Annotated in this window: 27 protein-coding genes; 19 read left to right on the forward strand and 8 right to left on the reverse strand. The window is 65.1% G+C overall.

The annotated features are described in order from the left end of the window. Positions 1 to 17: 17 nt before the first annotated feature. Entirely contained in the window at positions 18 to 872 is an 855-nt protein-coding gene (locus KW845_RS28930; RefSeq protein WP_218372875.1) for a sulfurtransferase, read from the forward strand. Between the two features lie 7 nt (positions 873 to 879). Here KW845_RS28930 and KW845_RS28935 read toward each other — a convergent pair whose 3' ends face one another. The 4 genes from KW845_RS28935 to KW845_RS28950 form a co-directional block, all read right to left on the reverse strand. Beyond that, entirely contained in the window at positions 880 to 1452 is a 573-nt protein-coding gene (locus KW845_RS28935) for a phosphonate degradation HD-domain oxygenase (RefSeq protein ID WP_218372876.1), read from the reverse strand. 170 nt (positions 1453 to 1622) lie between these two features. Further along, entirely contained in the window at positions 1623 to 2777 is a 1155-nt protein-coding gene (locus KW845_RS28940) for an aromatic ring-hydroxylating dioxygenase subunit alpha (RefSeq protein ID WP_218372877.1), read from the reverse strand. 144 nt (positions 2778 to 2921) lie between these two features. Next, a complete protein-coding gene (locus KW845_RS28945) occupies positions 2922 to 3929 on the reverse strand; it encodes an acyltransferase (RefSeq protein WP_218372878.1) in 1008 nt (335 codons plus the stop codon). 178 nt (positions 3930 to 4107) lie between these two features. Beyond that, a complete protein-coding gene (locus tag KW845_RS28950; protein ID WP_218372879.1) occupies positions 4108 to 5073 on the reverse strand; it encodes a tripartite tricarboxylate transporter substrate binding protein in 966 nt (321 codons plus the stop codon). Positions 5074 to 5181: 108 nt separating this feature from the next. Between KW845_RS28950 and KW845_RS28955 the strand changes: the two genes are divergently transcribed. The 12 genes from KW845_RS28955 to KW845_RS29010 all read left to right on the forward strand — a co-directional run bounded on the left by KW845_RS28955 (position 5182) and on the right by KW845_RS29010 (position 15064). Further along, entirely contained in the window at positions 5182 to 6012 is an 831-nt protein-coding gene (locus tag KW845_RS28955; RefSeq protein WP_218372880.1) for an IclR family transcriptional regulator, read from the forward strand. Positions 6013 to 6092: 80 nt separating this feature from the next. Continuing rightward, entirely contained in the window at positions 6093 to 6359 is a 267-nt protein-coding gene (locus tag KW845_RS28960; protein WP_012249967.1) for an exodeoxyribonuclease VII small subunit, read from the forward strand. 4 nt (positions 6360 to 6363) lie between these two features. Next, positions 6364 to 7275 carry a polyprenyl synthetase family protein gene (locus KW845_RS28965; protein WP_218372881.1) on the forward strand — a complete coding sequence of 304 codons (912 nt, stop codon included), beginning with the start codon at positions 6364 to 6366 and terminating at the stop codon, positions 7273 to 7275. An 8-nt stretch (positions 7276 to 7283) separates the two neighbouring features. Further along, complete coding sequence (dxs, locus tag KW845_RS28970; RefSeq protein ID WP_218372882.1) at positions 7284 to 9167, forward strand: 1-deoxy-D-xylulose-5-phosphate synthase; 1884 nt, start codon at positions 7284 to 7286, stop codon at positions 9165 to 9167. 138 nt (positions 9168 to 9305) lie between these two features. Then, entirely contained in the window at positions 9306 to 10103 is a 798-nt protein-coding gene (gene folE2 / locus KW845_RS28975; RefSeq protein WP_218372883.1) for a GTP cyclohydrolase FolE2, read from the forward strand. Positions 10104 to 10111: 8 nt separating this feature from the next. Next, a complete protein-coding gene (locus KW845_RS28980; protein WP_218372884.1) occupies positions 10112 to 11026 on the forward strand; it encodes a DUF817 domain-containing protein in 915 nt (304 codons plus the stop codon). Between the two features lie 130 nt (positions 11027 to 11156). Continuing rightward, positions 11157 to 11561: a 30S ribosomal protein S6 gene (rpsF, locus tag KW845_RS28985; RefSeq protein WP_218372885.1), complete on the forward strand. Its 405-nt coding sequence runs from the start codon at positions 11157 to 11159 to the stop codon at positions 11559 to 11561. 40 nt (positions 11562 to 11601) lie between these two features. Continuing rightward, positions 11602 to 11925 carry a primosomal replication protein N gene (gene priB / locus KW845_RS28990; protein WP_218372886.1) on the forward strand — a complete coding sequence of 108 codons (324 nt, stop codon included), beginning with the start codon at positions 11602 to 11604 and terminating at the stop codon, positions 11923 to 11925. 76 nt (positions 11926 to 12001) lie between these two features. Beyond that, entirely contained in the window at positions 12002 to 12274 is a 273-nt protein-coding gene (rpsR, locus tag KW845_RS28995) for a 30S ribosomal protein S18 (protein ID WP_209156411.1), read from the forward strand. A gap of 15 nt (positions 12275 to 12289) precedes the next feature. After that, complete coding sequence (gene rplI / locus KW845_RS29000; protein ID WP_218372887.1) at positions 12290 to 12745, forward strand: 50S ribosomal protein L9; 456 nt, start codon at positions 12290 to 12292, stop codon at positions 12743 to 12745. Positions 12746 to 12848: 103 nt separating this feature from the next. Beyond that, positions 12849 to 13682: a hypothetical protein gene (locus KW845_RS29005; RefSeq protein WP_218372888.1), complete on the forward strand. Its 834-nt coding sequence runs from the start codon at positions 12849 to 12851 to the stop codon at positions 13680 to 13682. Positions 13683 to 13690: 8 nt separating this feature from the next. Beyond that, entirely contained in the window at positions 13691 to 15064 is a 1374-nt protein-coding gene (locus KW845_RS29010) for a replicative DNA helicase (RefSeq protein WP_218372889.1), read from the forward strand. A gap of 6 nt (positions 15065 to 15070) precedes the next feature. Here KW845_RS29010 and KW845_RS29015 read toward each other — a convergent pair whose 3' ends face one another. Further along, the gene (locus KW845_RS29015; RefSeq protein ID WP_218372890.1) at positions 15071 to 15886 is read right to left on the reverse strand and encodes a BPSS1780 family membrane protein; all 816 of its coding nucleotides are present in this window, start codon (positions 15884 to 15886) and stop codon (positions 15071 to 15073) included. A 57-nt stretch (positions 15887 to 15943) separates the two neighbouring features. Beyond that, positions 15944 to 16912 carry a homoserine kinase gene (locus KW845_RS29020; RefSeq protein WP_218372891.1) on the reverse strand — a complete coding sequence of 323 codons (969 nt, stop codon included), beginning with the start codon at positions 16910 to 16912 and terminating at the stop codon, positions 15944 to 15946. Between the two features lie 163 nt (positions 16913 to 17075). Here KW845_RS29020 and dusA point away from each other — a divergent pair, with 163 nt between their 5' ends. Further along, positions 17076 to 18092: a tRNA dihydrouridine(20/20a) synthase DusA gene (dusA, locus tag KW845_RS29025; RefSeq protein ID WP_218372892.1), complete on the forward strand. Its 1017-nt coding sequence runs from the start codon at positions 17076 to 17078 to the stop codon at positions 18090 to 18092. Positions 18093 to 18120: 28 nt separating this feature from the next. Here dusA and KW845_RS29030 read toward each other — a convergent pair whose 3' ends face one another. Together KW845_RS29030 and KW845_RS29035 are read right to left on the reverse strand one after the other, a co-directional pair. Then, positions 18121 to 18582, reverse strand: coding sequence for a CBS domain-containing protein (locus KW845_RS29030; protein WP_218372893.1), 462 nt, complete (start codon positions 18580 to 18582; stop codon positions 18121 to 18123). Further along, positions 18566 to 19927 carry a YihY family inner membrane protein gene (locus KW845_RS29035; RefSeq protein WP_218372894.1) on the reverse strand — a complete coding sequence of 454 codons (1362 nt, stop codon included), beginning with the start codon at positions 19925 to 19927 and terminating at the stop codon, positions 18566 to 18568. Before KW845_RS29035 ends, KW845_RS29030 begins: the two co-directional genes overlap by 17 nt. 17 nt (positions 19928 to 19944) lie before the next feature. Here KW845_RS29035 and KW845_RS29040 point away from each other — a divergent pair, with 17 nt between their 5' ends. The 5 genes from KW845_RS29040 (at position 19945) to leuC (ending at position 25511) form a co-directional block, all read left to right on the forward strand. Further along, positions 19945 to 20328: a DUF2069 domain-containing protein gene (locus tag KW845_RS29040; protein WP_218372895.1), complete on the forward strand. Its 384-nt coding sequence runs from the start codon at positions 19945 to 19947 to the stop codon at positions 20326 to 20328. Next, positions 20325 to 21815, forward strand: a complete 1491-nt coding sequence (locus KW845_RS29045) for a YdiU family protein (protein WP_218372896.1) — start codon at positions 20325 to 20327, stop codon at positions 21813 to 21815. The genes KW845_RS29040 and KW845_RS29045 overlap by 4 nt, the downstream gene beginning before the upstream one ends. Positions 21816 to 21918: 103 nt before the next feature. Beyond that, positions 21919 to 22977 carry a chorismate synthase gene (gene aroC, locus KW845_RS29050; RefSeq protein WP_218372897.1) on the forward strand — a complete coding sequence of 353 codons (1059 nt, stop codon included), beginning with the start codon at positions 21919 to 21921 and terminating at the stop codon, positions 22975 to 22977. Between the two features lie 133 nt (positions 22978 to 23110). Continuing rightward, positions 23111 to 23953 (forward strand): M48 family metallopeptidase, encoded by an 843-nt coding sequence (locus KW845_RS29055; protein ID WP_255593033.1) that lies wholly within the window; start codon positions 23111 to 23113, stop codon positions 23951 to 23953. A gap of 154 nt (positions 23954 to 24107) precedes the next feature. Further along, positions 24108 to 25511 (forward strand): 3-isopropylmalate dehydratase large subunit, encoded by a 1404-nt coding sequence (gene leuC / locus KW845_RS29060; RefSeq protein WP_218372898.1) that lies wholly within the window; start codon positions 24108 to 24110, stop codon positions 25509 to 25511. Position 25512: the final 1 nt, after the last annotated feature.

Below are 25512 nucleotides of genomic sequence, written 5' to 3' on the forward strand. Positions count from 1 at the left end.
ACCACGAAGGAGCTCGCATGACCATGACGCTGATTTCCGCCGCCGACCTGGCCGATCGCCTGCAGTCGCCAGGCGTACGCATTTTCGACGTGCGCCATGACCTGGCCGACCACGCGGCCGGCCGCCGTGCCTACGAACAGGGCCATATTCCCGGGGCCCGCTACCTGGACCACGAAACGGAATTGGCGGCACCGCGCTCCGGCAAGAACGGAAGGCATCCCTTGCCGTCGCGGGCCGACCTGGCGGCGCTGATGGCCGCCCACGACGTCCGCCCCGATACGCTGGTCGTGGCGTACGACGCCAGCGGCGGCATGTTTGCCGCGCACCTGTGGTGGATGCTGCGTTGGCTGGGGCACGAGCAGGTGGCTGTGCTCGATGGCGGCTGGCAGGGCTGGACAGCCGATGGGTTGCCGGTCAGCGGCGAGGCGGTCCTGGCCACTCGCGCAAACAGCGCCGCGACGCCCGCAGGGCAAGCGCTGGCCGACACGGTCGATGCCCAGGCGGTGCTGGCCAACCTGGCGCAGCCGGCATTCACCGTATTGGACGCGCGGGCCGCCAACCGCTATCGGGGCGAGGTCGAGCCCATGGACCCGGTGGCGGGACATATCCCGGGTGCGCTGAACCGTCCCAATGGCGAAAACCTGCGGGCCGACGGGCGTTTCAAGACGCCCGCGCAACTGCGCGCCGAATTCGCCAGCCTGCTGGGCGAGCGTGATCCACGCACGGTGGTGCACCAATGCGGTTCCGGCATCACCGCCTGCCACAATCTGCTGGCCATGGAAATTGCCGGCCTGGCGGGCTCACGCCTGTATCCCGGCTCCTGGAGCGAATGGTGCAGCGACCCGGCCCGGCCGGTGGCGCGCGGCGCCTGACCGGCCGCTACCAGACGGTCGCGGGCTGCGGGCTGCGGGTCGCCACCTGCTCGGCGATATGCAGGAAATAGTCCAGCGATTCGGTAGCCTGGCCAGGGGTCTTGGCCTGGTCGTCCCAGCGGCGTAGCCGGATGGCGTCGGGTGCGCCGGGCATGCTGGCGAAATCGACGGCCTGTCCGGCGTCGAAGCTGCCGCCTTGCAGGGCCAGGCTGCGACGGGAATCGGCCGACAACAGGTCGCCGTAGTCGGGTTCCACGAAGCACAGGTAGCGCTTGGCCTCGACGTGCAGTCGGATCGGATCGAGCACGGCGGCGCCGAACAGGCCACGCAAGAAGGGCAGCACAAAGTATTGGTGCTTGTCGTCCAGGCCGTCCAGCGATGGCGTACCCGGCCGGTCGGCAATCAGGTGGCCCAGGTCGTGCAGCAGGCCGGCTGTGATCAATTGCGGCGATGCGCCCGCCTGCTCGGCCAGGGTGGCCGTCTGTAGCGCATGCTGTAGTTGGGTGATGGGCTCGCCATCATAGGCGCGGTGTCCGCGCTCGACGAACAACTGTTCGATGTCTTGCAGAGTAAAAGCCATGATGGGCCCCTGGGATAGTCCCGGTGCGGCCCCGCACGGGTGCACCATCGCGGGGCAGGAGGGTCAGTAGATCGCAGGCAGTTGACGGTTTGATGACGATGCGCCAGGCGCGCAAGAAAAAAGGGCGGGCCGCAGGCCCGCCCCTTGCAAGCGGCAGCAATGTATCGGGTTCAGACCGAGTCGTGTTCTTGCATGATGCGGCGGTACCACTCGTGGAAGTGCTGCATGCCGTCTTCCATGGGCGACTGGTATGGCCCGGCCTCGTTGACGCCGCGCAGCATCAGGGCCTTGCGGCCGGCATCCATGCGTTCGGCGATCTCGTCGTCCTCGACCGCGGTTTCCATATAGGCCGCGCGCTGCGCCTCGACGAATTCACGCTCGAAGGCCACGATTTCTTCGGGGTAATAGAACTCGACGACGTTGACTGTTTCTTGCGGGCTCTTGGGGTACAGCGTGGACAGTACCAGCACGTGCGGGTAGAGCTCGATCATGTGGGTAGGGAAGTAGGTGACCCACACCGCACCGAAATCGGGCGCGTCGCCTGCCCGGTAGTCGAGCACGCGGTCATGCCATTGCTTGTAGATGTCCGAGCCGGGCTGAGCCAGCGCCTTGTGCACGCCCACGCGTTGCAGACTGTACCAGTCGTCGAATTCCCAGCTCAGGTCGTCGCAGGTGACAAAGCGGCCCAGGCCTGGATGGAATGGCCCGACGTGGTAGTCCTCGAGGTAGACCTCGATGAAAGTCTTCCAGTTGTAATTGCACTGGTGCACCTCGACGTGGTCTAGCACGTAATCGCCAAAATCGAATTCGGGCCGGGAGAACAGCGGCGCCAGGTCGCTGGCCGGATCGCGTGGGCCTTCGAACAGCAGGCCATGGCAATCGCGCAGGCGGAAACGCTGCAGGTTCATGCAGGGCGTGGATTCGAACTGCGGGGCACCCAGCAGTTCGCCGGTATTGTTGTAGGTCCAGCGATGCAGGGGGCAAACGATATTGCCCCCGGTTTCTTTCAGGCTGCCATGCCCGGGGGCAGGGCCGGTGACGTTGCCTGCCTGGCCGCCCAGCATCAGGGCTTGGCGATGGCGGCAGACGTTCGACATCAATTCGACGCCTTGGGCATTGCGTACCAAGACGCGCCCGCCGTCTTCGTGCGGCAGGGTGCGCCAATCGCCGATTTCGGGTACCAGTTTCTGGTGGCCGACATACAACGAGGATTGCTTGAAGATGAGTTCTTGCTCGCGCTTGAAGCGGGCTTCGTCAAAGTATGCGCTGACGGGTAGCTGGGTGCGAGCTGGCACGACATGCGCCATCCGACCAATGTCGGTCATGATTCCCTCCGCTCGGATAAAAAAGCCAGGACGGCAGGGTTTCCGTTCTGGCGCGAAGAAAAATCGGTCTGGCCGATCAAACAGTGAATTGTACCCTATCCCTTACGTTGGGGCACCCCTTGCGATGCGCACCATGCATCGCTGCTATACCAGCCGCCGTGTCACAGGGTGGCGGCGCAGCAGCCAACTGCTGGCCGCCGACAGGCCGAACACTGTCGCGGCCAGCAGGGGCACATTCCAGGCCGCGCCAGGCCCCGCATGGGCACCGGCGCGATCGGCCAGATCCAGGAATAGCGGGTGGATCAGGTATACGCCGAACGTCAGCGGCGCCAATGTCGAAAGCGGTGGCACGCGCGCCGTGTTCATGATCCACTGGAACGCGGCCAGCGACATGAACGGCACCGTGATGCTGAAATAATCGTAGAAGTACAGGTTCAGGTTGCCGGCCTCGGACAGTGTCGACACCCCCCATGCGGTCGCCAGCACGCTGATGGCCAGTACCAGGCCGGGGCGTGGCACGCGCAGCTCGCCCTCGTAGATCATGCGCCCGGCCACGAAGTAGCCCAGGTAGGGCAAGAACCAGGTCAGGAAAAAGCCCTGGCCTGCATTCAGCGCCTGGCGATACAGCGCATCCAGGATGGCGACCCCCAGGATGCCGACCACCCACAAGCGGCGGGCTGCCGGCGTGCTGCGCTGGTAAAGCGCGCGCACCAGCGGGGCGAACAAGTACAGCCCCACGATCATGTACAGGTACCATAGGTGGTAATAGGGCGCGCCTTCAACGACCTTGCGAGGCCAGAACGACAAATCGATGCGGCCATCGTCCCACCAGTCGAGCAGGCTGCGCCAGCACAGGTAGAACAAGGTCCAGAACACCAGTGGCGCGCAGATGCGCGTGGCGCGCCGCAGGTAGAAGCGCCGCGCATCTTGCGGCCGGTCGCCGTCGAGCAGCAGGGCGCCGCTGACCATCACGAATACCGGCACGCACCACCGCACGGCCGAGTCGTACAGGTTGGCCGCCAGCCAGTCGCCACTACCGTAGGCGCCCGCATCCGAGACGGCCTGGGCTGCGCTGTGCAGCAGCACCACGGCTAACGCGGCGAGCCAGCGTGCGGCGTCAAGTCGATCAAGGCGGTCTGGGCTGAGGGGCATGGCGTGTGCGGCGGTAGTTGCAGGAAAGTAGCCCTGCGGCCTGGTGGCCTTAGGGTCTTCCCTACCTTATCAGTGCCCGCCAGGAGCGATGTTTCGAACCGTTAACCCCGGCTTGCAAACGCAAGCATGCCCGCCGATGCGCACGGCACGGGGGCATTTTGTTGCAACTGGCGCGGCTTTATTGACGCTCCAGGCCCGCCTGTTCGACCAGCTTTTCGATCACCGGCTGCTCGTTGCGGATCTGCTGAGTCAGTTCTTGCGCGGTGCCCGAGCGCGGCTCGATGCCCATGTTCAGCAGCTTGTCGCGCACCTGCGGATCTTGCAGCGTGGTGGTCAGGGCTTGCTGCAAGGTGGCCAGCACGTCGGGCGGAGTACCCTTCGGGGCCACGAAGCTGAACCAGGCGGTCAGGTCGAACGCCGGATAGCCTTGTTCGGCCAAGGTGGGCAGGTTGGGCAAGCTGGGCAGGCGGGTCTTGCTGGTGATGCCGAAGACTTTCAGCTTGCCTGCCTCGACTTGCGGCATGCCGGTGGCCACCATGTCGAAGAACAGGTCGACGTCGCCGTTGATCAAGGCCGGCAAGGCCTGCGTGGCGCCCTTGAAGGGCACGTGCAGCAAATCGATGCCGGCCTCTTGCTTGAACAGCTCGCCGGCCAGGTGCGAAGAAGTACCCGGCCCGAAGGTGGCGAAGGTCAGATTGCCGGGATGCTGCCTGGCCTGTGCCACGACGTCGGCGGTGCTCTTGAAGCCGTGCTTGTCGTTTGACAGCAGAATCAGCGGGCCGACGCCCACCATGCCGACCGGTGCATAGCTGTCCGGGTCGTACGGCAGCGATTTGTACAGGAAGCGGTTGGTGACCAGCGTGGAGTTGGTGGCCATCAGCAGGGTGTAGCCATCGGGTTGTGCGCGGGCGACATAAGCGGCGCCGATGGTGGTGCCGGCTCCGGCCTTGTTTTCGACGATGATGCTCTGGTCCAGTGCTTTGCTCATGCGGTCGGCCAGGATGCGCGTCAGCACGTCGGTGGCGCCGCCGGCAGGAAACGGCGAAATGATGGTGATGGGCCGTTCGGGATAAGCGGCATGGGCCAGGCCGGCGCAGGCCGACAGGGCCGCGGCGGCCGCCAGTGTAGAAATGCGTTTGAACATGTTTTCCCCTGAGCAGTGGTGAAAAGAGGTGGTCGGCCTCTCGTAAATTCCGTAGAATGGAATTTAATTTTGTTAAACGAAATAAACTATAAGAACGAAGCCGCCGCGATGCAAGCCCCTTTCGATTCTTCTGATCCCGCTGCCGAGTTCGCGCAGCGCAGTGGCCCGGCCCGGCGCCGCCGCGGCGGCAGCCAGGGCCGGACCACGCCCGATTTCATCGTGGCGCTGGCGCGCGGGCTGGACGTCCTGCGCTGTTTCGGGCCGGGCGTCGCCACACTGGGCAACCAGGATCTGGCCGGCCTGACCGGCTTGCCCAAGCCCACCATCAGCCGCATCACCTATACCCTGACCGAACTGGGCTACTTGCGCTATCACCCCGACAGCGGCAAGTATTCGCCTGGCTACGCGGTGCTGGCCCTGGGGTTCGGGCTGCTGGCCGGGCTGGAAGTGCGCGAACTGGCCAAGGCATCGATGGCCCAGTTGGCCCGCGATACGGGCGGTGCGGTGGCATTGGGGGCGTTCGATGGCGACGCCATGGTCTATGTCGAGGCCATTCATGGCTCGTCTGAGCTGTACTTGCGGCTACCCGTGGGGTACCGGGCCAGCCTGGACAGCGCCATGGGACGGGCCTATTTGGCGGCGTTGCCGGAAACGCAGCGCGCGGCGCTGTTTGAGCGCCTGGGGCAGGGCGCCCCGGACTCGGCCATCGTGGCGCAAGCCCATGCCGACCTGCAAGCCTCTGGTTGCTGCTTTGCCCTGGGCGCCTGGCGTGCCGATATCAACGCGGTGGCCGTGCCCTTTCAGTCAGTGACCGGCGAAGGCCTGCTCGTCATGAGCTGCGGGGGGCCGGCATCGCTGCTGCCCGCCTCGGTGCTGCGCGAGCGGGTGGCCCCGGCACTACGCGCCGCGGTACGGCAACTGTCGGGCAATCCTTCCTGAGTTCGCGGCAAAGCGGGCGGGACAGCGCGCATCATCTACAATTCACGGATCGAATTCATTCCCGCGCACGGAGCCCCCGTTTGGCCACTTCCCCGCAAACCGATCCGCAGCATGACGACCGCCCCTTGCCCCAGGATTTCGAAACGGCGTTGGCCGAGCTCGAAACGCTGGTCGCCGCCATGGAAGACGGATCGCTGCCCCTTGAGCAATCGCTGGCAGCCTATCGGCGCGGCGTCGAGCTGACCCGCGTCTGCCAAGAGCGCCTGGCGCAAGCCGAGCAGCAGGTCAAGGTGCTGGAAGACGGTTTGCTGCGGCCGCTGGATCCTCGCGCGCTCGACGACGAATAACCGGATGAAGCAACAACACCTTGCGTTCGCGGACTGGTTGCAGGGCCGCGCGCAGCACATCGAGTCCGTGCTGGACGAATGCCTGCCTGCCGCCGACGCATTGCCCGTGCGATTGCACGAGGCAATGCGCTATGCCGTGCTGGGCGGCGGCAAGCGCATTCGCGCCGCGCTGGTCTATGCGGCGGGCCAGGCCTGCCCCGTCAATGGCAGCGCAGCGGCCATCCAGGCCTCGATGGACCGCGCCGCCGCCGCCGTGGAATTGATCCACGCCTATTCGCTGATCCACGACGACCTGCCATGCATGGACGACGACACGCTGCGCCGTGGCCGTCCCACCACGCACGTGCAGTTCGACGAAGCCACCGCGATGCTGGCTGGCGATGCCCTGCAGCCGCTGGCCTTCGAACTGTTGGCCGACATGCCCATCGCACCGGCGTTGGTGGTGCAGGCCACGCAGGCGCTGGCCCGTGCGGCCGGCAGCCAGGGCATGGCGGGCGGGCAGGCCATCGATTTGCACAGCGTCGGCTACGCCTTGTCGCACGACGAGCTGCAAACCATGCACAGCATGAAAACCGGCGCCATGCTGGCATGCAGCGTCGCCCTGGGCGGCATCGTGTCCGGTGCCAGTTCCAGTACCCGGCAGGCGCTGGATGACTATGCCCAGGCCGTCGGCCTGGCATTCCAGGTGGTTGACGACATTCTCGACGTCACCGCCGATACCGCCAGCCTGGGCAAGACACCCGGCAAAGACGCGGCAGGCAACAAGCCCACCTATGTGTCGCTGCTGGGCCTGGACCAGGCCCGCGCGCTGGCCGAAGAGCTGCGCGTTGCCGCGCATGCGGCCCTGGCGCCACTGGGTGATTCCGGCTTGATGCTGGCTCGCCTGGCAGACTACATCGTACTCAGAGATCGTTGATACCAAGCATGACGACAGACTTACTGGACCGTATCCACACGCCGGCCGACCTGCGCCAACTGGATCGCCGCGAGCTCAAGGTGCTGGCCGAAGAGCTGCGCGGCTTCGTGCTGGAATCCGTATCCAGGACGGGCGGCCACTTGTCGTCCAACCTGGGCACGATCGAGCTCACCCTGGCGTTGCATAGCGTGTTCGACACACCGCATGATCGCATCGTCTGGGATGTCGGCCACCAGTCGTATCCGCACAAGATCCTGACCGGCCGCCGTGCCGGCATGGCCCACCTGCGCCAGGAAGGCGGCATCTCGGGCTTTCCCAGGCGCAGCGAGTCCGAATACGACGCCTTCGGCACGGCGCATTCGTCGACCTCGATCTCGGCCGCGCTGGGCATGGCGGTCGCATCGCGCAATGCTGGCGTGCAGCGCCAGCACATCGCGGTCATCGGCGATGGCGCCATGTCGGCGGGCATGGCGTTCGAGGCCATGAACAACGCCGGCGTCACGCCGGATATCAATCTGCTGGTGGTGCTCAACGACAACGACATGTCGATTTCGCCGCCCGTGGGGGCCTTGAACCGCTACCTGGCCCGCCTGATGTCCGGGCGCTTCTACGCCACGGCCAAGAACGTGGGCCGGGCCATGCTGCAGCATGTGCCCCCGGTGCTCGAGCTGGCGCGCCGTTTCGAAGAGCACGCCAAGGGCATGGTCACGCCGGCCACCCTGTTCGAAGAGTTCGGCTTCAATTATGTCGGCCCGATCGACGGCCATGACCTCGACGCCCTGGTGCCCACCCTGCAGAACCTGAAGGCCCTGCAAGGCCTGCAGTTCCTGCACGTGGTGACGCGCAAGGGGCAGGGCTACAAGCTGGCCGAGGCCGATCCCGTGCTGTATCACGGGCCGGGCAAGTTCGACCCGGCCATCGGTATCCAGCAGGCCAAGCCGTCCACGCGCAAGACCTTCACGCAAGTGTTCGGCCAATGGCTGTGCGATATGGCCGAGCACGACGAGCGCCTGGTGGGCATCACCCCGGCCATGCGCGAAGGCAGCGGCCTGGTTGAATTCGAGCAGCGCTTCCCGCGCCGCTACTTCGACGTGGGCATCGCCGAACAGCATGCCGTGACCTTTGCCGCGGGCCTGGCCTGCGAGGCCCAGAAGCCGGTGGTGGCCATTTATTCCACCTTCCTGCAGCGCGGCTACGACCAGCTCATTCATGACGTGGCGCTGCAAAACCTGGATGTCACGTTCGCGTTGGATCGTGCCGGCCTGGTCGGCGCCGACGGCGCCACGCACGCCGGCAACTACGACATCGCCTTCCTGCGCTGCGTGCCCAACATGGTGGTGGCCACGCCTTCAGACGAAAACGAGGCGCGCTTGCTGCTGTCGACCTGTTATGAACATCCCGGCCCGGCCTCGGTGCGCTATCCGCGCGGCGCCGGCCGTGGTGCCGAAGTATCGCCAGGCCTGGATACCGTATCCGTGGGCAAGGGCGTAGTCCGGCGGCAAGGCCGCGGCATTGCCATTCTGGCGTTTGGCACCTTGGTGCAGGCGGCTCTGGGCGCGGCTGAAGCATTGGACGCCACGGTGGCCGATATGCGCTTCGTCAAGCCCATCGACCGCGAACTGATCCTCGAACTGGCTGCCGGCCACGAGGCCATCGTCACCCTCGAAGAAGCCGCCATTATGGGCGGGGCGGGCAGCGCGGTGACCGAAGTGCTGCACCAGGAAGGCCTCGGCGTGCCGGTGCTGCAATTGGGCCTGCCCGACCGCTTCATCGACCATGGCGAGCAGTCTGCCCTGTTGGCCGGGGTGGGGCTGGATGCGGCAGGTATCGAGCGTTCGATCCGTGCCCGCTTTGAAAAGCAGCGCCGCCCGGCTGCTGCGCAGGCCAAATAGGGGGCGAAGCCGAATTACCAACCTACTAGTAGGAGGGTTTTCCACACCTTCGGCCTGGCTTTTCGGTAATAATGGCTCCGCTAACATATTTCAGGGCAACAGCGATTCTCATTCCTTTCCGCCCTGACAGGTAACCCTATGAATTCTCCGATCGATCCCGCCCTGGTCATGCCCGATGTCCAAAGCTCGGCTGATACGCGGCACATCCCGATTCAGCGCGTAGGCATCCGTGGCGTGCGGCACCCCATGCTGGTGGCGGACGCCAACGGCGCGCCACAGCCCACCGTGGCCACCTGGACCCTGACGGTGGCCCTGCCCGCCGAAGAAAAGGGCACGCACATGTCGCGATTCATGGCGCTGCTCGAAAAATACCGCAGCGTGCCCATGACGCCGGCCCTGTTTGCGGCCATGGCGCGCGACATGCTGCCGTTGCTGCATGCCGAGCGCGGTGATATCACGGCGGCTTTCCCGTACTTCATCAACAAGTCGGCACCGGTGTCGGGCGTGCAAAGCCTGCTCGACTACGAAGTGCAGTGGGTAGCCCGTGCAGCCGGCGACCAGGTCGAATTCGAGCTGGTCGTGCAGGTGCCTGTTACCAGCCTGTGCCCGTGTTCCAAGGCAATTTCCGAATATGGCGCGCACAACCAGCGTTCGCATGTCACCGTCTCGGCCGTGTTGAACGGCGACGTGGCCATGGACCGCATCATCCGGTTGGTCGAGGACGAGGCTTCGTGCGAACTGTGGGGCCTGCTCAAGCGCCCCGACGAGAAATTCGTCACCGAGCGCGCCTACGACAACCCCAAGTTCGTGGAAGACCTGGTGCGCGACGTGGCTGCCCGGCTGGCGGCGCATCCCGGCGTGGCGCGCTATCGCGTCGAGGCCGAGAACTTCGAGTCCATCCATAACCATTCCGCGTACGCCGTCGTCGAGGGCTGAACGCGGCCATGGCGCCGGCTCCGGCGGCCCGCGACTGGCCGCTGATCGCGCGGCTCGAGGGCTGGGAATCCCGGCTGGCCTTGCGGCTGGCCGGGCGTGGCCGCGTGGCGGCGGCGCTGTACGAGTTCTTTCGCTTTGGTGTGAAACAGGCCTGGGCCTGCCTGTTCGGCGGCCTGATGTGCGCGCTGCTGCTGGCCACGCACTGGTGGTATCCACCTGGCGCCGCGCTGGCGCGCTATGATTTCCTGACGCTGGCGGCCCTGGCCGTCCAGGCGCTGCTGCTGGCCTTGCGCATGGAAACCTGGGCGGAAGCCCGGGTCATCTTGATGTTCCATGTGGTGGGTACGGCCATGGAGCTCTTCAAGACCTCGGTCGGCTCCTGGATCTACCCCGAGGCCAGCGTGCTGCGCCTGGGCGGCGTGCCGCTCTTCACGGGTTTCATGTATGCCGCCGTGGGCAGCTATCTGGCGCGCGTCTGGCGGCTGTTCGACTTCCGCTTCACGGCGCACCCCCCGCTGGGCGCCACATTGGCCTTGTCGGCGCTGATCTACGCGAATTTCTTCACTCACCATTACGTGGTCGACCTGCGCGTGGCGCTGTTCGTGCTGACCGCCATATTATTTGCCCGCACCTGGGTGCACTACCGCATCTGGCAGGTGCACCGGCGCATGCCGCTGCTGCTGGGCTTCGTGCTGGTGGCGCTGTTCATCTGGTTTGCCGAGAATATCGGCACCTTCGCGCATGCCTGGCGCTACCCCAACCAGCAGCACGGCTGGGATTGGGTCTCGCCGGCCAAGCTGGGATCGTGGTTCCTGCTCATGATCATCAGCTACGTGATGGTCAGCGTGGTAAACCGGCCCAGGGCGCCGGGTGGGGCGCCCCAGGTGGCCGTAGCTTGCGCAATGGCGCAAGATCAGCGATAATCGTGGGCTTTCTTTGCTCGATCGCCCTATTTGTGGGGTGGCGGGCTGCCCCTTGCGGGCTATCCGGTAGCCAGGCGGCGAGCCAGGCGTTCGGGTTTGCCGCGCAAGACATCCTCAAGGAGTTTTACCCATGCGTCACTACGAAGTAGTGTTCATTGTCCATCCGGACCAAAGCGAGCAAGTGCCCGCCATGGTCGAGCGCTACCAGGCGCTCGTTACCGGCCAAAGCGGTACGGTGCACCGACTGGAAGACTGGGGCCGCCGCCAACTGGCCTATCCCATCCAGAAGCTGGTGAAGGCGCATTACGTTTGCATGAACATCGAGTGCGGCCAAGCCACGCTCGACGAACTCGAGCATTCGTTCCGCTACAACGATGCTGTCCTGCGCCACCTGGTCATCAAGACCAAGAAGGCTCAGACCACGCCCTCGATCATGATGAAGTCGGTCGAGCGCGAAGAGGCCCGCAAGGCCAGCACGGAAGCGACTGCACCGGCCCAGGCCCCGGCTCCGGCCCAGGCCCAGGCCCAGGCCTAAGTAACCCGGCAATACTGTTTCACCACCACGCACCGGCCGGATGAACACCCTGGAACTCAGCGCCCGCGTTCTCGAATGCGAGCCTCTGCGCCATACTCCCGCCGGCGTGCCAGCGCTGGAAATGCTGCTGGCCCACGAATCGGAAATCGTCGAAGCAGGGCATCCGCGCCGCGTCGAACTCACGATTACCGCCGTGGCCCTGGGCGATCTGGCACAACTGCTGGCCGGCACCCCGCTGGGGACCGAACTGCAGGTGCAGGGCTTTCTGGCCGCTGCCCGCAAAGATTCGGTAAAGGTCAAGCTGCACTTGCAGCTTGCCCGCAAAGTCGGCGGCAGTGCAGGGCGCGATCCGTTGGTGGGATGACAGGCTAACCGGAACCAGACACAGATTACGGGCCAGCGGCATAAAGCCCCGACCCGACTAGACTAAGAGGCACATCATGGCTTTCTTCGGAAAACGCAAAGAGAAACGTAAATTCACGCAGCAGAACCCGCTGTTCAAGCGTCGCAAGTTCTGCCGCTTCACCGCCGCCGGCGTCGACGAGATCGACTACAAGGATCTCGATACCCTGCGCGATTTCGTGCAAGAAAATGGCAAGATCATCCCGGCCCGTCTGACCGGCACCAAGGCACACTACCAGCGTCAGCTGGACACCGCCATCAAGCGCGCCCGCTTCCTGGCCCTGTTGCCTTACACCGACAACCACAACTGATCCGGGGTTACTGAAATGCAAGTCATCCTGCTCGAAAAAGTCGTCAACCTGGGCAACCTGGGCGAAATCGTCCGGGTGCGCGATGGTTACGCCCGCAACTTCCTGATTCCCCAGAAAAAGGCCCGTCGTGCCACTGACGCCGCCCTGAAGGAATTCGAAGCCCGCCGTGCCGAACTGGAAAAAGTCCAGGCTGAGAAGCTGGCCGCCGCTGAAGCGCTGGGCGGCCGCCTGGCCGGCTACCAGCTCAAGGTCCAGCAAAAGGCCGGTGTCGATGGCCGCTTGTTCGGTTCCGTCACCAATGGCGACGTGGCCGAAGGCCTGAAGAAGGCCGGCTTCGAAGCCGTTGAAAAGGGCCAGGTTCGCCTGCCCAACGGCCCGCTGAAAGCCGTGGGAGAATATCCCATCCAGGTCGCGCTGCACGCCGACGTGACGGTGGACGTAACCGTCGTGGTCGAAGGCGACCTCGCCTAAGTACCCGCGTTTACGCCAAGCAAAAAAGCCGGCGACCGTGCCGGCTTTTTTGTTTATTGCGGCCCATCCGCAGCCCATCTGTACTCAGCCTTCGGGGATACTCTTGAGCCAGCCGTCGCCTCAGCATCATCAAGCGCCTCCTGGCCTGCGGGCATGGCTCGACAGCGTAGATGCCGCACGCGAGCCATCCGTGCGCGAAGTCGTGATCGACGGCGTGACCTGCGTGGTGAAGCGGCGCCGCTCGGGGGTGCTGCAGGCGCTGGGTTATCTGTTGCGCTACCTGCGCGCGCTGGTGCTGGCGCTGAGCTGCAAGTTGTTCCTGGGCGAATTTCCGCGTCCGGGCGTGTTGCTGCGCAACGGCCTGGCCTACGAGGCCGGGCGCCTGCGCCGCTTGCGGCAGGCTGGCTGCCGGGTTCCCCAGGTATGGTGGGAAGAGCCGGGCCTGTTGGTGCTCGAGCATGTCGGCGACGACCTGGCCGGGCTGGTCAGGCATGCCGACCCTGCCCAACGGGTGCAGTGGGTGCGTGCCCTGGCGGCCGATCTGGCCGCCTTTCATGCAGGTGGGCACTGGCACGGCGGCGCTCAAATCCGCAACATTACCTTGTGCGACGGCGATTTGTGGCGCATAGACTTCGAAGAAAACGTCGGCGGCGCCTTGTCGCTGCCCCTGGCGCAGGCCTACGATCTATTCCAATTGGTGTCCTCGCTGATGGCGTTGCGCAAGTTGCACGACGATAATCTGCCCGGGCTGGGTAAACTGATGCTGGACGTCTATTTCGAGGCCCATCCAGCCCCTGCCGTGCGCGCCCGGCTGCAGCGGCTGGCCCGGGTGGTGTGCGCCAGCGCGGCCGTGCTGCGCCCGGTGGCCGGCTGGCTGCCGGGGCGCGATGTCCAAGGTTTCTTCCGGGTGGCCGACACCCTGCGAACTCTCTATTAGTCCATTCGATGAACACTCCTGCCGATTCCCAGCTAGATTACCTGCGCGTGCCGCCACACTCCATCGAGGCCGAGCAGTCGGTGCTGGGAGGCTTGCTGCTGGATAACAGCACCTGGGACCGGATTGCCGACGTGCTGGGCGAAGCGGACTTCTACCGTCACGACCATCGCCTGATCTGGCAACACATTGCCCGCCTGATTGGCCTGGCACGGCCGGCCGACGTCATTACCGTCAACGAATCGCTGATCAGCGCAGGCAAGGCTGACGACACGGGCGGGCTCGCCTACCTGAACGCGCTGGCCCACAATACGCCGTCGGCCGCCAACATCCGTCGCTACGCCGAAATCGTGCGCGAGCGCGCGATGCTGCGCAAGCTGGTGTCGGTGGCCGACGAGATTTCTTCGGCCGCGCTCAATCCGCAGGGCAAGGAAGCGCGTCAACTGCTGGACGAAGCCGAATCCAAGGTATTCAAGATCGCCCAGGAAGGCGAGAAGGGTTCGGCTGGTTTCCAAGAAATCCAGCCGCTCTTGACCCAGGTGGTCGAGCGCATCGACGAGCTGTATCACCGTGAGGGCGACTCCGACGTCACCGGCGTGCCCACCGGGTTTTCCGACTTGGACAAGATGACCTCAGGCCTGCAGGCGGGCGACCTGGTCATCGTGGCCGGCCGCCCTTCGATGGGCAAGACCTCGTTCTCGATGAACGTCGGCGAACACGTGGCTATCGAGCAGGGCCTGCCGGTGGCCGTGTTCTCGATGGAAATGGGCGCCGTGCAGTTGGCGATGCGTATGCTGGGTTCAGTGGGCATGCTCGACCAGCATCGCATGCGTACCGGCAAGCTGGTGGCCGACGATTGGCCGCGCGTCACGCATGCGGTACAGCTCATGCAGGACGCCCAGGTCTACATCGATGAAACGCCGTCGCTCAGCGCAATGGAAGTGCGCGCGCGAGCGCGTCGCCTGGCACGCCAGTGCGGGCAACTGGGCCTGATCATCATCGACTACCTGCAACTGATGTCGGGCAATGGCGGCGGCGAGAACCGTGCCACCGAAATCTCGGAAATCAGCCGCTCGCTCAAGGGCCTGGCCAAGGAACTGAACTGCCCGCTTATCGCGCTGTCGCAGCTCAACCGCAGCCTGGAGCAACGGCCCAACAAGCGGCCGGTAATGAGCGACTTGCGGGAATCGGGCGCTATCGAACAGGACGCCGACTTGATCCTGTTCATCTACCGCGATGAAGTCTATAACCCCGATTCACCCGACAAGGGCACGGCCGAGATCATCGTGGGCAAGCAGCGTAACGGCCCCATCGGTACCGTGCGGCTGACGTTCCAGGGGTCCAGCACGCGCTTCTTGAATTTCACCTCCGGGCCGCAGTACTAGCCGCCGTCAGGCTTCCGACTGGGTGCGGTCGTTCGAGCCATCATCCAGGTGGGCGTGCGTGTCTTCGATGCCGAAGACCGATGTGTACGCGGGATAGAAGCTGCAATACAGCACGCCGCCCGCGGCGATATTGAACGGAATCTGCAGCGTACCGGCCAGTTGCGACGGCACGCCGGCGCTGACCAGCAGGCCGGCGCACAGATCGATGAACAGGAACACCAGCACCCAGGCGGTGCCATAGACCAGGAACGGCCATTTGTTGCGCCAGCAGGCTATGCCCGAGAAAAACAGCGCCTGGCCGATGCGCAGGCCATGCCAGGCCACCAGCACGGGCGCATGCCAGAACAGCGCGGCAATAATCATGTACAGCACCCCGAACAGCGCCAGCGGCACCCCCATGGCGCTGATGAAGGGGGTAAGGTCTTGTTCGATCGAGGCCACCCGCATGCCTTCGGTCAGGGCGCTGGCGAACGGCATGAACGACACCAGGCCGGCCGCGATGCACAGTACGGCATACAAAACGCCGATGATCAGCATTTTCTTGAAGACGCCCGGGCGCAGCAGCGGCTGGGGCCACATCGAGGGAAGCATGACCCGGTCGGCTTCGATATGCTTGCACGCCGATAGCGTCATCAGCGTCACGACCGGCATCAGGGCCACGAACAGCAGCGGCCCCACTGGCGGCGTGAAGGTCGCAAACAGTACCAGCAGGCTGATGGCCAGCGCCCAGGTAAACATGGCCAGCGGCTGCTTCATGAACAGCCGCAGGCCGTCGCGTACCCATTGCCAGCCGGAGGATGCGGGTAGGGATGCTGCTTGCATAGGTGTCGGTTGGAATCGTAAAGAGGGATTTACACTCAATTATGCGGGCCACCGCGCCTAGGGCAAGGCCGGCAGGCCAGGGCGGTGGCGTGCTTGCAACACTCTTTCGAAATGGCGCGGATCGTGGGGCTTGAGCGTCTGGGCTGGCCTGGGCAGGAAATAGTCGTACAGGCGCGATAGCCAGAAACGCAGCGCCGCGGCGCGCAGCATGTGCGGCCAGGCCTGCCGTTCGCCGTCGGTGAACGGGCGTACCGCAGCGTACGCCTGCAGCCAGGCCTGCAGCAGCGAGGGCACAAAAACGCCGTTTTCGCGTTCGGTGCACCAGTCGTTGACGCTGACGGCCACATCGAACAACCAGGTGTCGCAGCCGGCAAAGTAAAAATCGATGATACCGCCCATCAGCGGGTCTTCGAAGGTGCCGGCAAACAGTACGTTGTCGCGGAACAGGTCGCAGTGGGCCGGGCCGCACGGCAGCGCTTGCCAGGCCGGCGTGGCTGCCACACGCTGCTGATCGTCCAGTTCGCGGGTCAGCAACTGCGCCTGGGCGGCGTCCAGGAACGGCAGTACCTTGGGCCCGGTTTCCACCCACCATGCAAGGCCGCGCAGGTTTGGCTGTTGCAACGGGAAGTCGCGCGCGGCCAGGTGGGCGCGTGCCAGCGTGGCGCCAGCCAGCGCACAATGGGCCGCGCCGGGCGCGGGCTCGTAGCCGCCAGGCAGGCGCGTCACGATGGCACACGGCTTGCCATGCAGGGAAGTGAGCCTGCTGCCGTCGCGCAAGGTCTGGGGTTGCGGCACCGGTACGCCACGCGAGGCCAGGTGGTGCATCAGCTCGATGTAGAAGGGCAGTTGCGCCTGCGTCAGCACCTCGAACAGCGTCAGCACGTATTCGCCGCGGGTGGTGATCAGGAAGTAATTGGTATTTTCGATGCCGGCGGTAATGCCGCGCAGCGACACCAGGTCGCCCAGATCGAAATTTGCCAGCAAGGTTCGGGCGTCGTCGTCGGAAACAGGGGTGAAAACGGCCATGGATCAGCGAATTGGAGGTGGAATTTCGGGCAGCGGCCGGGGCGGCACTGCTCGGGCAGCGCCGCAATTTTAGTCTACGAGCGGGGGCCATCCCGGCGGGACTGCGCCGCGGCATGGCGCCGGGGCCGTAAAATACGCCATTCCCCATCATTGTCGAGCAATCTTGAGTTCTTCCGACTGGCGGCTGTGCGTCGCCCCCATGATCGACGTGACCGACCGGCATTGCCGCTATTTTCATCGGCTGCTGGCGCCGCGCGCGCGCTTGTATACCGAGATGATCACCACCGGGGCGCTGCTGCATGGCAATGTGGAACGCCATCTGGACTTCGACGGCGCCGAGCACCCGGTGGCCCTGCAGCTGGGCGGCAGCGAGCCCGATGCGCTGGCCCACGCCGCGCGCCTGGGCCGCCAATGGGGCTATGACGAAATCAACCTGAACTGCGGCTGTCCGTCGGAACGGGTGCAGCGCGGTGCCTTCGGCGCCTGCCTGATGGCCGAGCCCGCGTTGGTGGCCGATTGCATGAAGGCCATGCAGGATGCGGTCGACGTGCCGGTGACGGTCAAGCATCGCCTGGGCCTCGACTATGACGAGTCATATGGCTTCGTGCGCGATTTCGTGGGCGCCATCCACGATACCGGCTGCCGCGTGTTCATCGTGCACGCCCGCAATGCGGTGCTGAAGGGCTTGTCACCCAAAGACAACCGCGAGATCCCGCCCCTGCGCTACACCGTGGCGCAGCAATTGAAGGCCGATTTTCCCGACAGCGTCATCGTGCTCAACGGCGGCCTGGCGGACGCGGCGCAGGCCATGGACGCGGCGGGGGACTTCGACGGCGTGATGCTGGGGCGGGCCGCCTGGCATACGCCCCGCGTGTTGTCGGAAGCCTCGTTGCGGCTGTGGCCGTCGGTGCGGCTGCCTACCGATGCCCAGGTGGTCGACGCGATGGTGCGCTATGCGGCAGGGCAGGTAGATCTGGGCGTACCGCTGCGGGTCATCGTGCGCCCATTGCTGGGATTGGTTAATGGACAGTCGGGGGCACGCCGCTGGCGGCGCTTGCTGTCGGATCCGGCGCGCCTGGCGTCCAACGATCCTTCCTTGATCTACGAGGCCTGGCGCAGCCTGCAGGGCGCCCCGCGCGAACGTGCGCCGCTCGACGAGCCCCTGCCAGCTGCATCCTGAGGCGTGTGGCGGCGGGGTGCCGCCGCGCTCAGGATTTGTTGAGGGTGCTGCCGTCCATGGGCCAGTCGCGAATGTAGGCCTTGAGCATGTTGTTTTCGAACTGCTGCGCGGCCACGATGGCTTGCGCCATGTCGTAGAAGGAAATCACCCCCATCAGGGTGGGGCCATCCATGACAGGAATGTAGCGGGCATGCTTTTCCAGCATCAGCCGCTGTACTTCGTCGGCACTGGTGTTTGGCGAGACGCTGACCGGGGCGTCGTCCATGATGGCGCGCACGGTAGTCTGTCCCAACTGTCCGTCGTGGTCGTGCAGGTGGCGGATGATCTCGCGGAAAGTCAGCATGCCGGCCAACATGCCGGATTCCATGATGACCAGCGAGCCGATGTCCTGTTCGCTCATGGTTTGCGCGGCCATTGTCACGGGCATGTCTGGCGAGGCCGTATAGAGCGTGTCGCCCTTCACGCGAAGGATTTCACTGACTTTCAACATGATGATTCTCCCGGGACACGCGGCCCCTTCTACTATTCTTGCCTGCCTCGAGCGGTACGATCGCTGCAAGTCCGTCAGGTATATTGTGCGCCAGGCTGGCCACTTCTTCCAGTGTAGGGGCCTGGCTCGCGCCCAGCACGGCGGCCGCGGCTTGCACCACGCGAGGGTCGTCGCGTAGCCGGGGCTGGTTCCGGTCGAGCAGGAAATTGTCGAATACGGGGTCCAGGGTGGTCTTGCGCGGATCGCAGGCCAGCATCCAGTGCTGCTCGGCAGTACGGGCCACCAGGCCCAGGTTTTCCAGTTTTTCCAGTACGGCGTTCAATTCGTCGTGGTGCAGATGCAGCCGCTTGGCCAGGGCGCTGGCGCTGCGTCCGGCCGGCCGCATGCCTTGCGCGGCGTGCAGCGAACTGAGTACCGCCAGGGCGTCGATGAAGGGCGTGCCCGGGCTGCTGTTGATCTCCCAGCGACCCAGGCGGATCTGTGGCGCGCTGGCAGCCACGGTGGCGCCGAACAGCACCGCCAGCCACGACAGATAGATCCACAGCAGGAAAATCGGCAGCGTGGCGAAGGCGCCGTAGATGACTGTATAGGTGGGGAATCGGGTCAGGTAGTAGGCAAACGCCGCTTTCATCAATTCGAGCACGATGGCCGTGCCGAAACCGCCAATCAGCGCGTCGCGCCAGTACACATGGCGGTTGGGCACGACCACGAACAGTGCCGCGAATCCCAGTCCGGTCAGGATCAGCGGCACGAACGAGATCGCCAGGCTGACGACTTCCGGCACATCGCTCACCAGGCCCAGGGACTCTCGTGCCAGGAATGAAGTGGCCCACAAACTGGCGCCGGCCACGACGGGCCCCAGTGTCACTACCGCCCAGTACACCAAGGCGCGCTGGGGCAGCGGCCGCTGGCGCGTGACATGCCAGATGTCGTTGAAAGTCTTGTCGATGGTCATGATGAGCAGCAGCGACGTGACCACCAGGAACGCGCCGCCAATGGCGGTCAGGCGCGAAGCCTGGTATGCGAACTGGTTGAGATAGTCCATGATGTTGTCGGACACGGCCGGCGGCATCAGGCTGTTGGCCAGGAAGTCTTCGAGGGCCAGGCGGAAATCCTGGAAAACAGGGAAGGCCGTGAACAGCGACAACACCACAGCCAGCATGGGCACGATGCCCAATACCGTGGTGAACGTCAGGCTGGAAGAAACTTGCAGCAGCTTTTCTTCGTCGGCGCGCTGCGCCGCGAAACGGAACATCCGGCCCGCGCGCGCTATCCAGGGCGCGCGCTGACGGGGGGCAGCGACCGCCGCCGGCTGAGAGGCAGCGGGCTCGGCAGAGTGGCTCATCAGGCGATAATAGCAGTATGAACCCTGAACTCAACCCCCATTTACGGCGCCTGGCGGTGGCTTCGCTGCTGGCCCTGATCGTGTTGTGCGTGGCTTGGGAAACCTTCCTGGCCCCCATCCGGCCAGGCGGTTCGTGGCTGTTCCTCAAAGCCTTTCCGCTGGCGTTTTCGCTGCGAGGCATCCTGCGCGGCGACCTGTACACCTTCCAGTGGTCTTCCATGCTGGTGCTGCTGTACCTGATGGAAGGCGTGGTGCGTGCCATGTCCGATCCAGCCCCGCTGTCGGCGGCGCTGGGCGGTATCGAGGTCGCGTTATCGCTGGTGTTCTTCGTGTCCGCCATCCTGTACGTGCGTCCCGCCAAGCGTGCCGCCCGGGCCCGCCGTGCCGGAGGCACGCCATGACTGTCGATACCCTGGACCAGCTTCGGCTGGACAATTCCTTCGCCGCCTTGCCGAAGGCGTTCTACACCCGGCTCGAGCCACAGCCCCTGACGGCGCCGCGTTTGCTGCATGCCAACGAACAGGCGGGTGCCCTGATCGGCCTGTCCAGGCAGGCATTGCATTCCGACGCCTTTTTGCGGGTGGTCTCGGGCCAGCAGCCGCTGCCGGGCGGCCAGACGCTGGCGTCTGTCTATAGCGGCCACCAGTTCGGCGTATGGGCGGGCCAACTCGGCGATGGCCGTGCGCATTTGCTGGGCGAAGTCGTCGGGCCCCAGGGGAACTGGGAACTGCAGCTCAAGGGGGCAGGCATGACCCCATATTCGCGCATGGCTGATGGCCGGGCGGTGCTGCGGTCTTCGGTGCGCGAATACCTGGCCAGCGAGGCCATGCATGGCCTGGGCATTCCCACCACGCGCGCGCTGGCGCTGGTGGTCTCCGATGACCCTGTCATGCGGGAAACGGTCGAGACCGCGGCCATCGTGACGCGCATGTCGCCCAGCTTCGTGCGTTTCGGCTCGTTCGAGCATTGGTCGTCGCGGCGGCAGCCTGAAGAACTGCGCATCCTGGCCGATTACGTCATCGACAAGTTCTATCCGGCCTGCCGCGAGGCCCAGGGCGGCGTGGCAGGCCCCGAAGGGGCGCTGCTGCGCCTGCTGGCCGAGGTTACTCGCCGCACGGCCCTGCTGATGGCCGATTGGCAGGCCGTGGGGTTTTGCCATGGCGTCATGAATACCGACAACATGTCGATTCTGGGGCTGACGCTGGACTACGGCCCTTACGGTTTCATGGACGCCTTCCGGCTAGACCACATCTGCAACCATTCCGACAGCGAAGGGCGCTACGCCTGGAACCGCCAGCCGTCGGTAGCCTTGTGGAACCTGTATCGCCTTGGCGGCAGCCTGCATGCCCTGGTGCCTGATGTCGATGCGCTGCGCAGCGTACTCGACGGCTACGAGGCCACCTTTACCCGGGCTTTTCACCAGCGCATGGCGGCCAAGCTGGGCCTGCACGATTGGCGGATCGACGACGAGCCCCTGCTCGACGACCTGCTGCGGCTGATGCACGACAATCGCGCCGATTTCACCCTGACGTTCCGTCGCCTGGCCGATGCGGTGCGTGGCCAGGCCCAAGGCTTCCAGGATTTGTTCATCGACCGCGATGCTGCCCTGGCCTGGTACGAGCGCCTGGCGGCGCGCCACGCGCAAGATGGCGCCGCGGGCGATGCCCAGGCGCGCGCAGCCGCCATGGATGCCGTCAACCCGCTCTATATTCTGCGCAACCACCTGGCCGAACAGGCCATCCAGGCCGCCAAGGCGGGTAGCGCAGAAGACATCGACATCCTGCTGGGCCTGCTGCGCGACCCCTATACCGAGCAACCCGGCCGCGAGGCCTACGCGGCGCTGCCGCCCGACTGGGCTGGCGGCATCGAAGTGAGCTGCTCCTCCTGATGCCGGCGGTCCGCCAGCACGCCGGCCGCCTACGTTTGGTAGCCAGTGGCGGTCCGGTCGGTGTCATAATCGAACCTGCTTCCAACGCATTCCCGACCCGTCTATGTCCGGCAACACCCTAGGTAGTCTCTTCTGCGTCACTAATTTCGGCGAATCGCACGGGCCGGCCATCGGCTGCGTGGTTGACGGCTGCCCGCCCGGATTGGCGCTGGACGCCGCGGATATCCAGGCCGAGCTCGATCGGCGCCGGCCCGGTACCTCGCGCCATGTCACGCAGCGCCAAGAGGCAGACCAGGTCGAGATCCTGTCGGGGGTCTACCAGGGCGTGACCACCGGCACGCCCATCGGGCTGCTGATCCGCAATACCGACGCGCGCAGCAAAGACTATTCCAACATCGCCGATACTTTCCGGCCCGGCCATGCCGACTTCACCTACACGCACAAGTATGGCTTGCGCGACCCGCGTGGCGGTGGCCGCTCGTCGGCACGCCTGACCGCGCCCACCGTGGCCGCCGGCGCCATTGCCAAGAAGTGGCTGGCCGAACAGCATGGGGTGCGGGTGCGCGGCTACATGAGCCAACTAGGGCCCATCGCCATCCCGTTCGAGTCCTGGGGCGAGGTATCCGCCAACCCTTTCTATGCTCCCAACGCTGCCATCGTGCCCGAGCTCGAGGCCTACATGGACCAGTTGCGCCGCGACGGCGATTCGGTCGGCGCACGCATCGAGGTGGTGGCCGAGAACCTGCCGGCCGGCTGGGGCGAACCCCTGTACGATCGGCTCGACGCCGACATCGCCCATGTCATGATGGGGCTCAATGCCGTCAAGGGTGTATCCATAGGCGCGGGCTTCGACTGCATCGCCCAGCGCGGCTCGGAGCACGGCGATGAAATCACGCCCGATGGTTTCGTCGGCAACAATGCGGGCGGCGTGCTGGGCGGCATTTCAACAGGACAGCCTGTCACTGTGTCCCTGGCCATCAAGCCGACGTCCAGCATCCGCGTCGAGCGCCGTTCGGTCAACCGCGCGGGCGAACCCGTCATGGTGCAGACGCTCGGTCGCCACGATCCCTGCGTGGGCATCCGCGCCACGCCGATCGCCGAAGCCATGCTGGCCCTGGTACTGATAGACCACGCATTGCGCCATCGGGGGCAGTGCGGCTGAGCATTTTCTACCCCCGGGTGCCCCAAGGGAAAAAGCGCCCCCTTGGGGGATGAGCCCGGACAACCGGCAGTCCCGGTGGACAGCAAGCCGAAGGCGCGCCGGTTCGACAACGCTTACGATGCAAGGGGGCCTCATGAACGCTGGAATTCGGACGGTTTTGCGGAAATCGCTGCGGGTGGCGGCAGTTGCCGGAAGCTTGGCGCTGGCGGGCTGCGCCAGCGTACAGACCACGCAATCGGGCACGGTGGGGGTGGACCGCACCCAGTACATGTCCAGCATGGTGCCCGAACAGGCGCTGGAACAGGAAGCCGGCCAGCAGTATTCAGAGATCATCCAGAAGGCCCGCGCCCAGGGCGCACTGGACCAGGATGCCAACCAGGTGGCGCGGGTGCGCGCCATCTCGAAGCGCCTGATCGCGCAGGTCGGCACGTTCCGTCCCGATGCGGCCGGCTGGCAATGGGAAGTGCACGTGCTGTCGGTCAGCGAAGTCAACGCATGGTGCATGCCGGGCGGCAAGATCGCCGTGTATACCGGCTTGCTCGCCCAGATCAAGCCCACCGACGCCGAATTGGCCGCCGTGCTGGGGCATGAAATCTCGCACGCCCTGCGCGAGCATGCGCGCGAGCGCGTATCGCAGCAGATGGTCACCAACCTGGGCCTGTCAGTGTTGTCCATCGCCACCGGCGTGCCTGCCGACCTGGGCAGCAAGCTGACCGATGTCATGTTTACCCTGCCCAACAGCCGCACGCACGAAACCGAGGCCGACCTCATGGGGGTCGAGCTGGCCGCGCGTGCTGGCTACGACCCGCGCGCCGCGGTTACCTTGTGGCAGAAAATGGGGGCGGCCGACAGCGGCAATGCGCCGCCCGAGTTCATGTCCACCCACCCATCGGCGGCAACGCGCATTTCCGAGCTGCAAGCGGCCTCCCAGCGGGTCATGCCGCTGTATGAGCAGGCTGGCGGCAAGAGCAAGTAGCCTGGCGCCACGATGCCGGCAGGACGGGTAGGGTGGTGGTTTCAATACTAGGATAACTGCTGACGTTGTACTAGGTTGAGAGCCTGGGCATAATCGGGGCATCGGTTTTTCGATGTCCCCGTCCGGCTTGGCCGGACATTGCGCGAGTCTACTCATGGCCCACACTCTCTACGACAAACTCTGGGACGCACACGTCGTCCACCAGGAATCCGACGGCACCTGTCTGCTGTATATCGATCGCCACCTGCTGCATGAGGTCACCAGCCCGCAGGCGTTCGAAGGCCTGGCCCTGGCCGGCCGCAAACCGTGGCGCATCAGCGCCAACCTGGCGGTGGCCGATCACAACGTGCCCACGCTGAATCGCGCGCTCGGCATCGATGACCCAGTGTCGAAGCTGCAGGTCGATACGCTGGACTCGAACTGCGACAAGTACGGCATTACCGAGTTCCGCATGACCGACCTGCGCCAGGGCATCGTCCACGTCATCGGACCCGAGCAAGGCGCCACGCTGCCCGGCATGACGGTGGTGTGCGGCGATTCGCATACCAGTACACACGGCGCGCTGGGCGCGCTGGCCTTCGGCATCGGCACCTCCGAGGTCGAGCACGTGCTGGCCACGCAGACCCTGCTCATGAAAAAAGCCAAGAGCATGCTGATCAAGGTCGAAGGCGAACTGCCTTTCGGCTGTACGGCCAAGGATGTGGTACTGCACATCATCGGCCTCATCGGCACGGCCGGCGGCACGGGCCATGCCATCGAGTTCGCCGGCAGCACCATACGTGGCCTGTCGGTCGAAGGCCGCATGACGGTCTGCAACATGGCCATCGAAGCGGGCGCCCGCTCGGGCATGGTGGCGGTCGACGACAAGACCATCGAATACTTCCGTGGCCGGCCCTTTGCGCCCAACGGCGTGCTCTGGGACCAGGCAGTGGCCTACTGGCGTACGCTGCACAGCGATGCCGGCGCCAGTTTCGACCGCGTCGTCGAGGTCAACGCCAAGGACATCCAGCCGCAGGTCACCTGGGGGACTTCGCCCGAAATGGTGTTGCCCGTGGATTCACGCGTGCCCGATCCCGATCGCGAAAAAGACGACGTGCGCCGCAGCGGCATGGAACGTGCGCTGCAGTACATGGGCCTCAAGCCCAACACGCCGCTTACCGACATCCGCGTCGATCGCGTCTTCATCGGTTCGTGTACCAACTCGCGCATCGAAGACCTGCGCGCCGCCGCCGCCGTGGCGCGTGGCAAGCATGTGGCGTCCAATGTGCGGCAGGCAATGGTCGTGCCCGGCTCGGGCCTGATCAAGCAGCAGGCCGAGCGTGAAGGGCTGGACAAGATCTTCATCGAGGCCGGTTTCGAATGGCGCGAGCCCGGTTGCTCGATGTGCCTGGCCATGAACGCCGACCGCCTCGAACCCGAAGAGCGCTGCGCCTCGACCTCGAACCGCAACTTCGAGGGCCGCCAGGGACAGGGCGGGCGCACGCACCTGGTCAGCCCCGCGATGGCCGCGGCTGCCGCGGTGGCTGGCCATTTCGTCGACGTCCGCAACTTCCGCTAAG

Source organism: Bordetella sp. BOR01, from assembly GCF_019218885.1.
In the GTDB taxonomy this organism is placed as follows: domain Bacteria; phylum Pseudomonadota; class Gammaproteobacteria; order Burkholderiales; family Burkholderiaceae_B; genus Bordetella_A.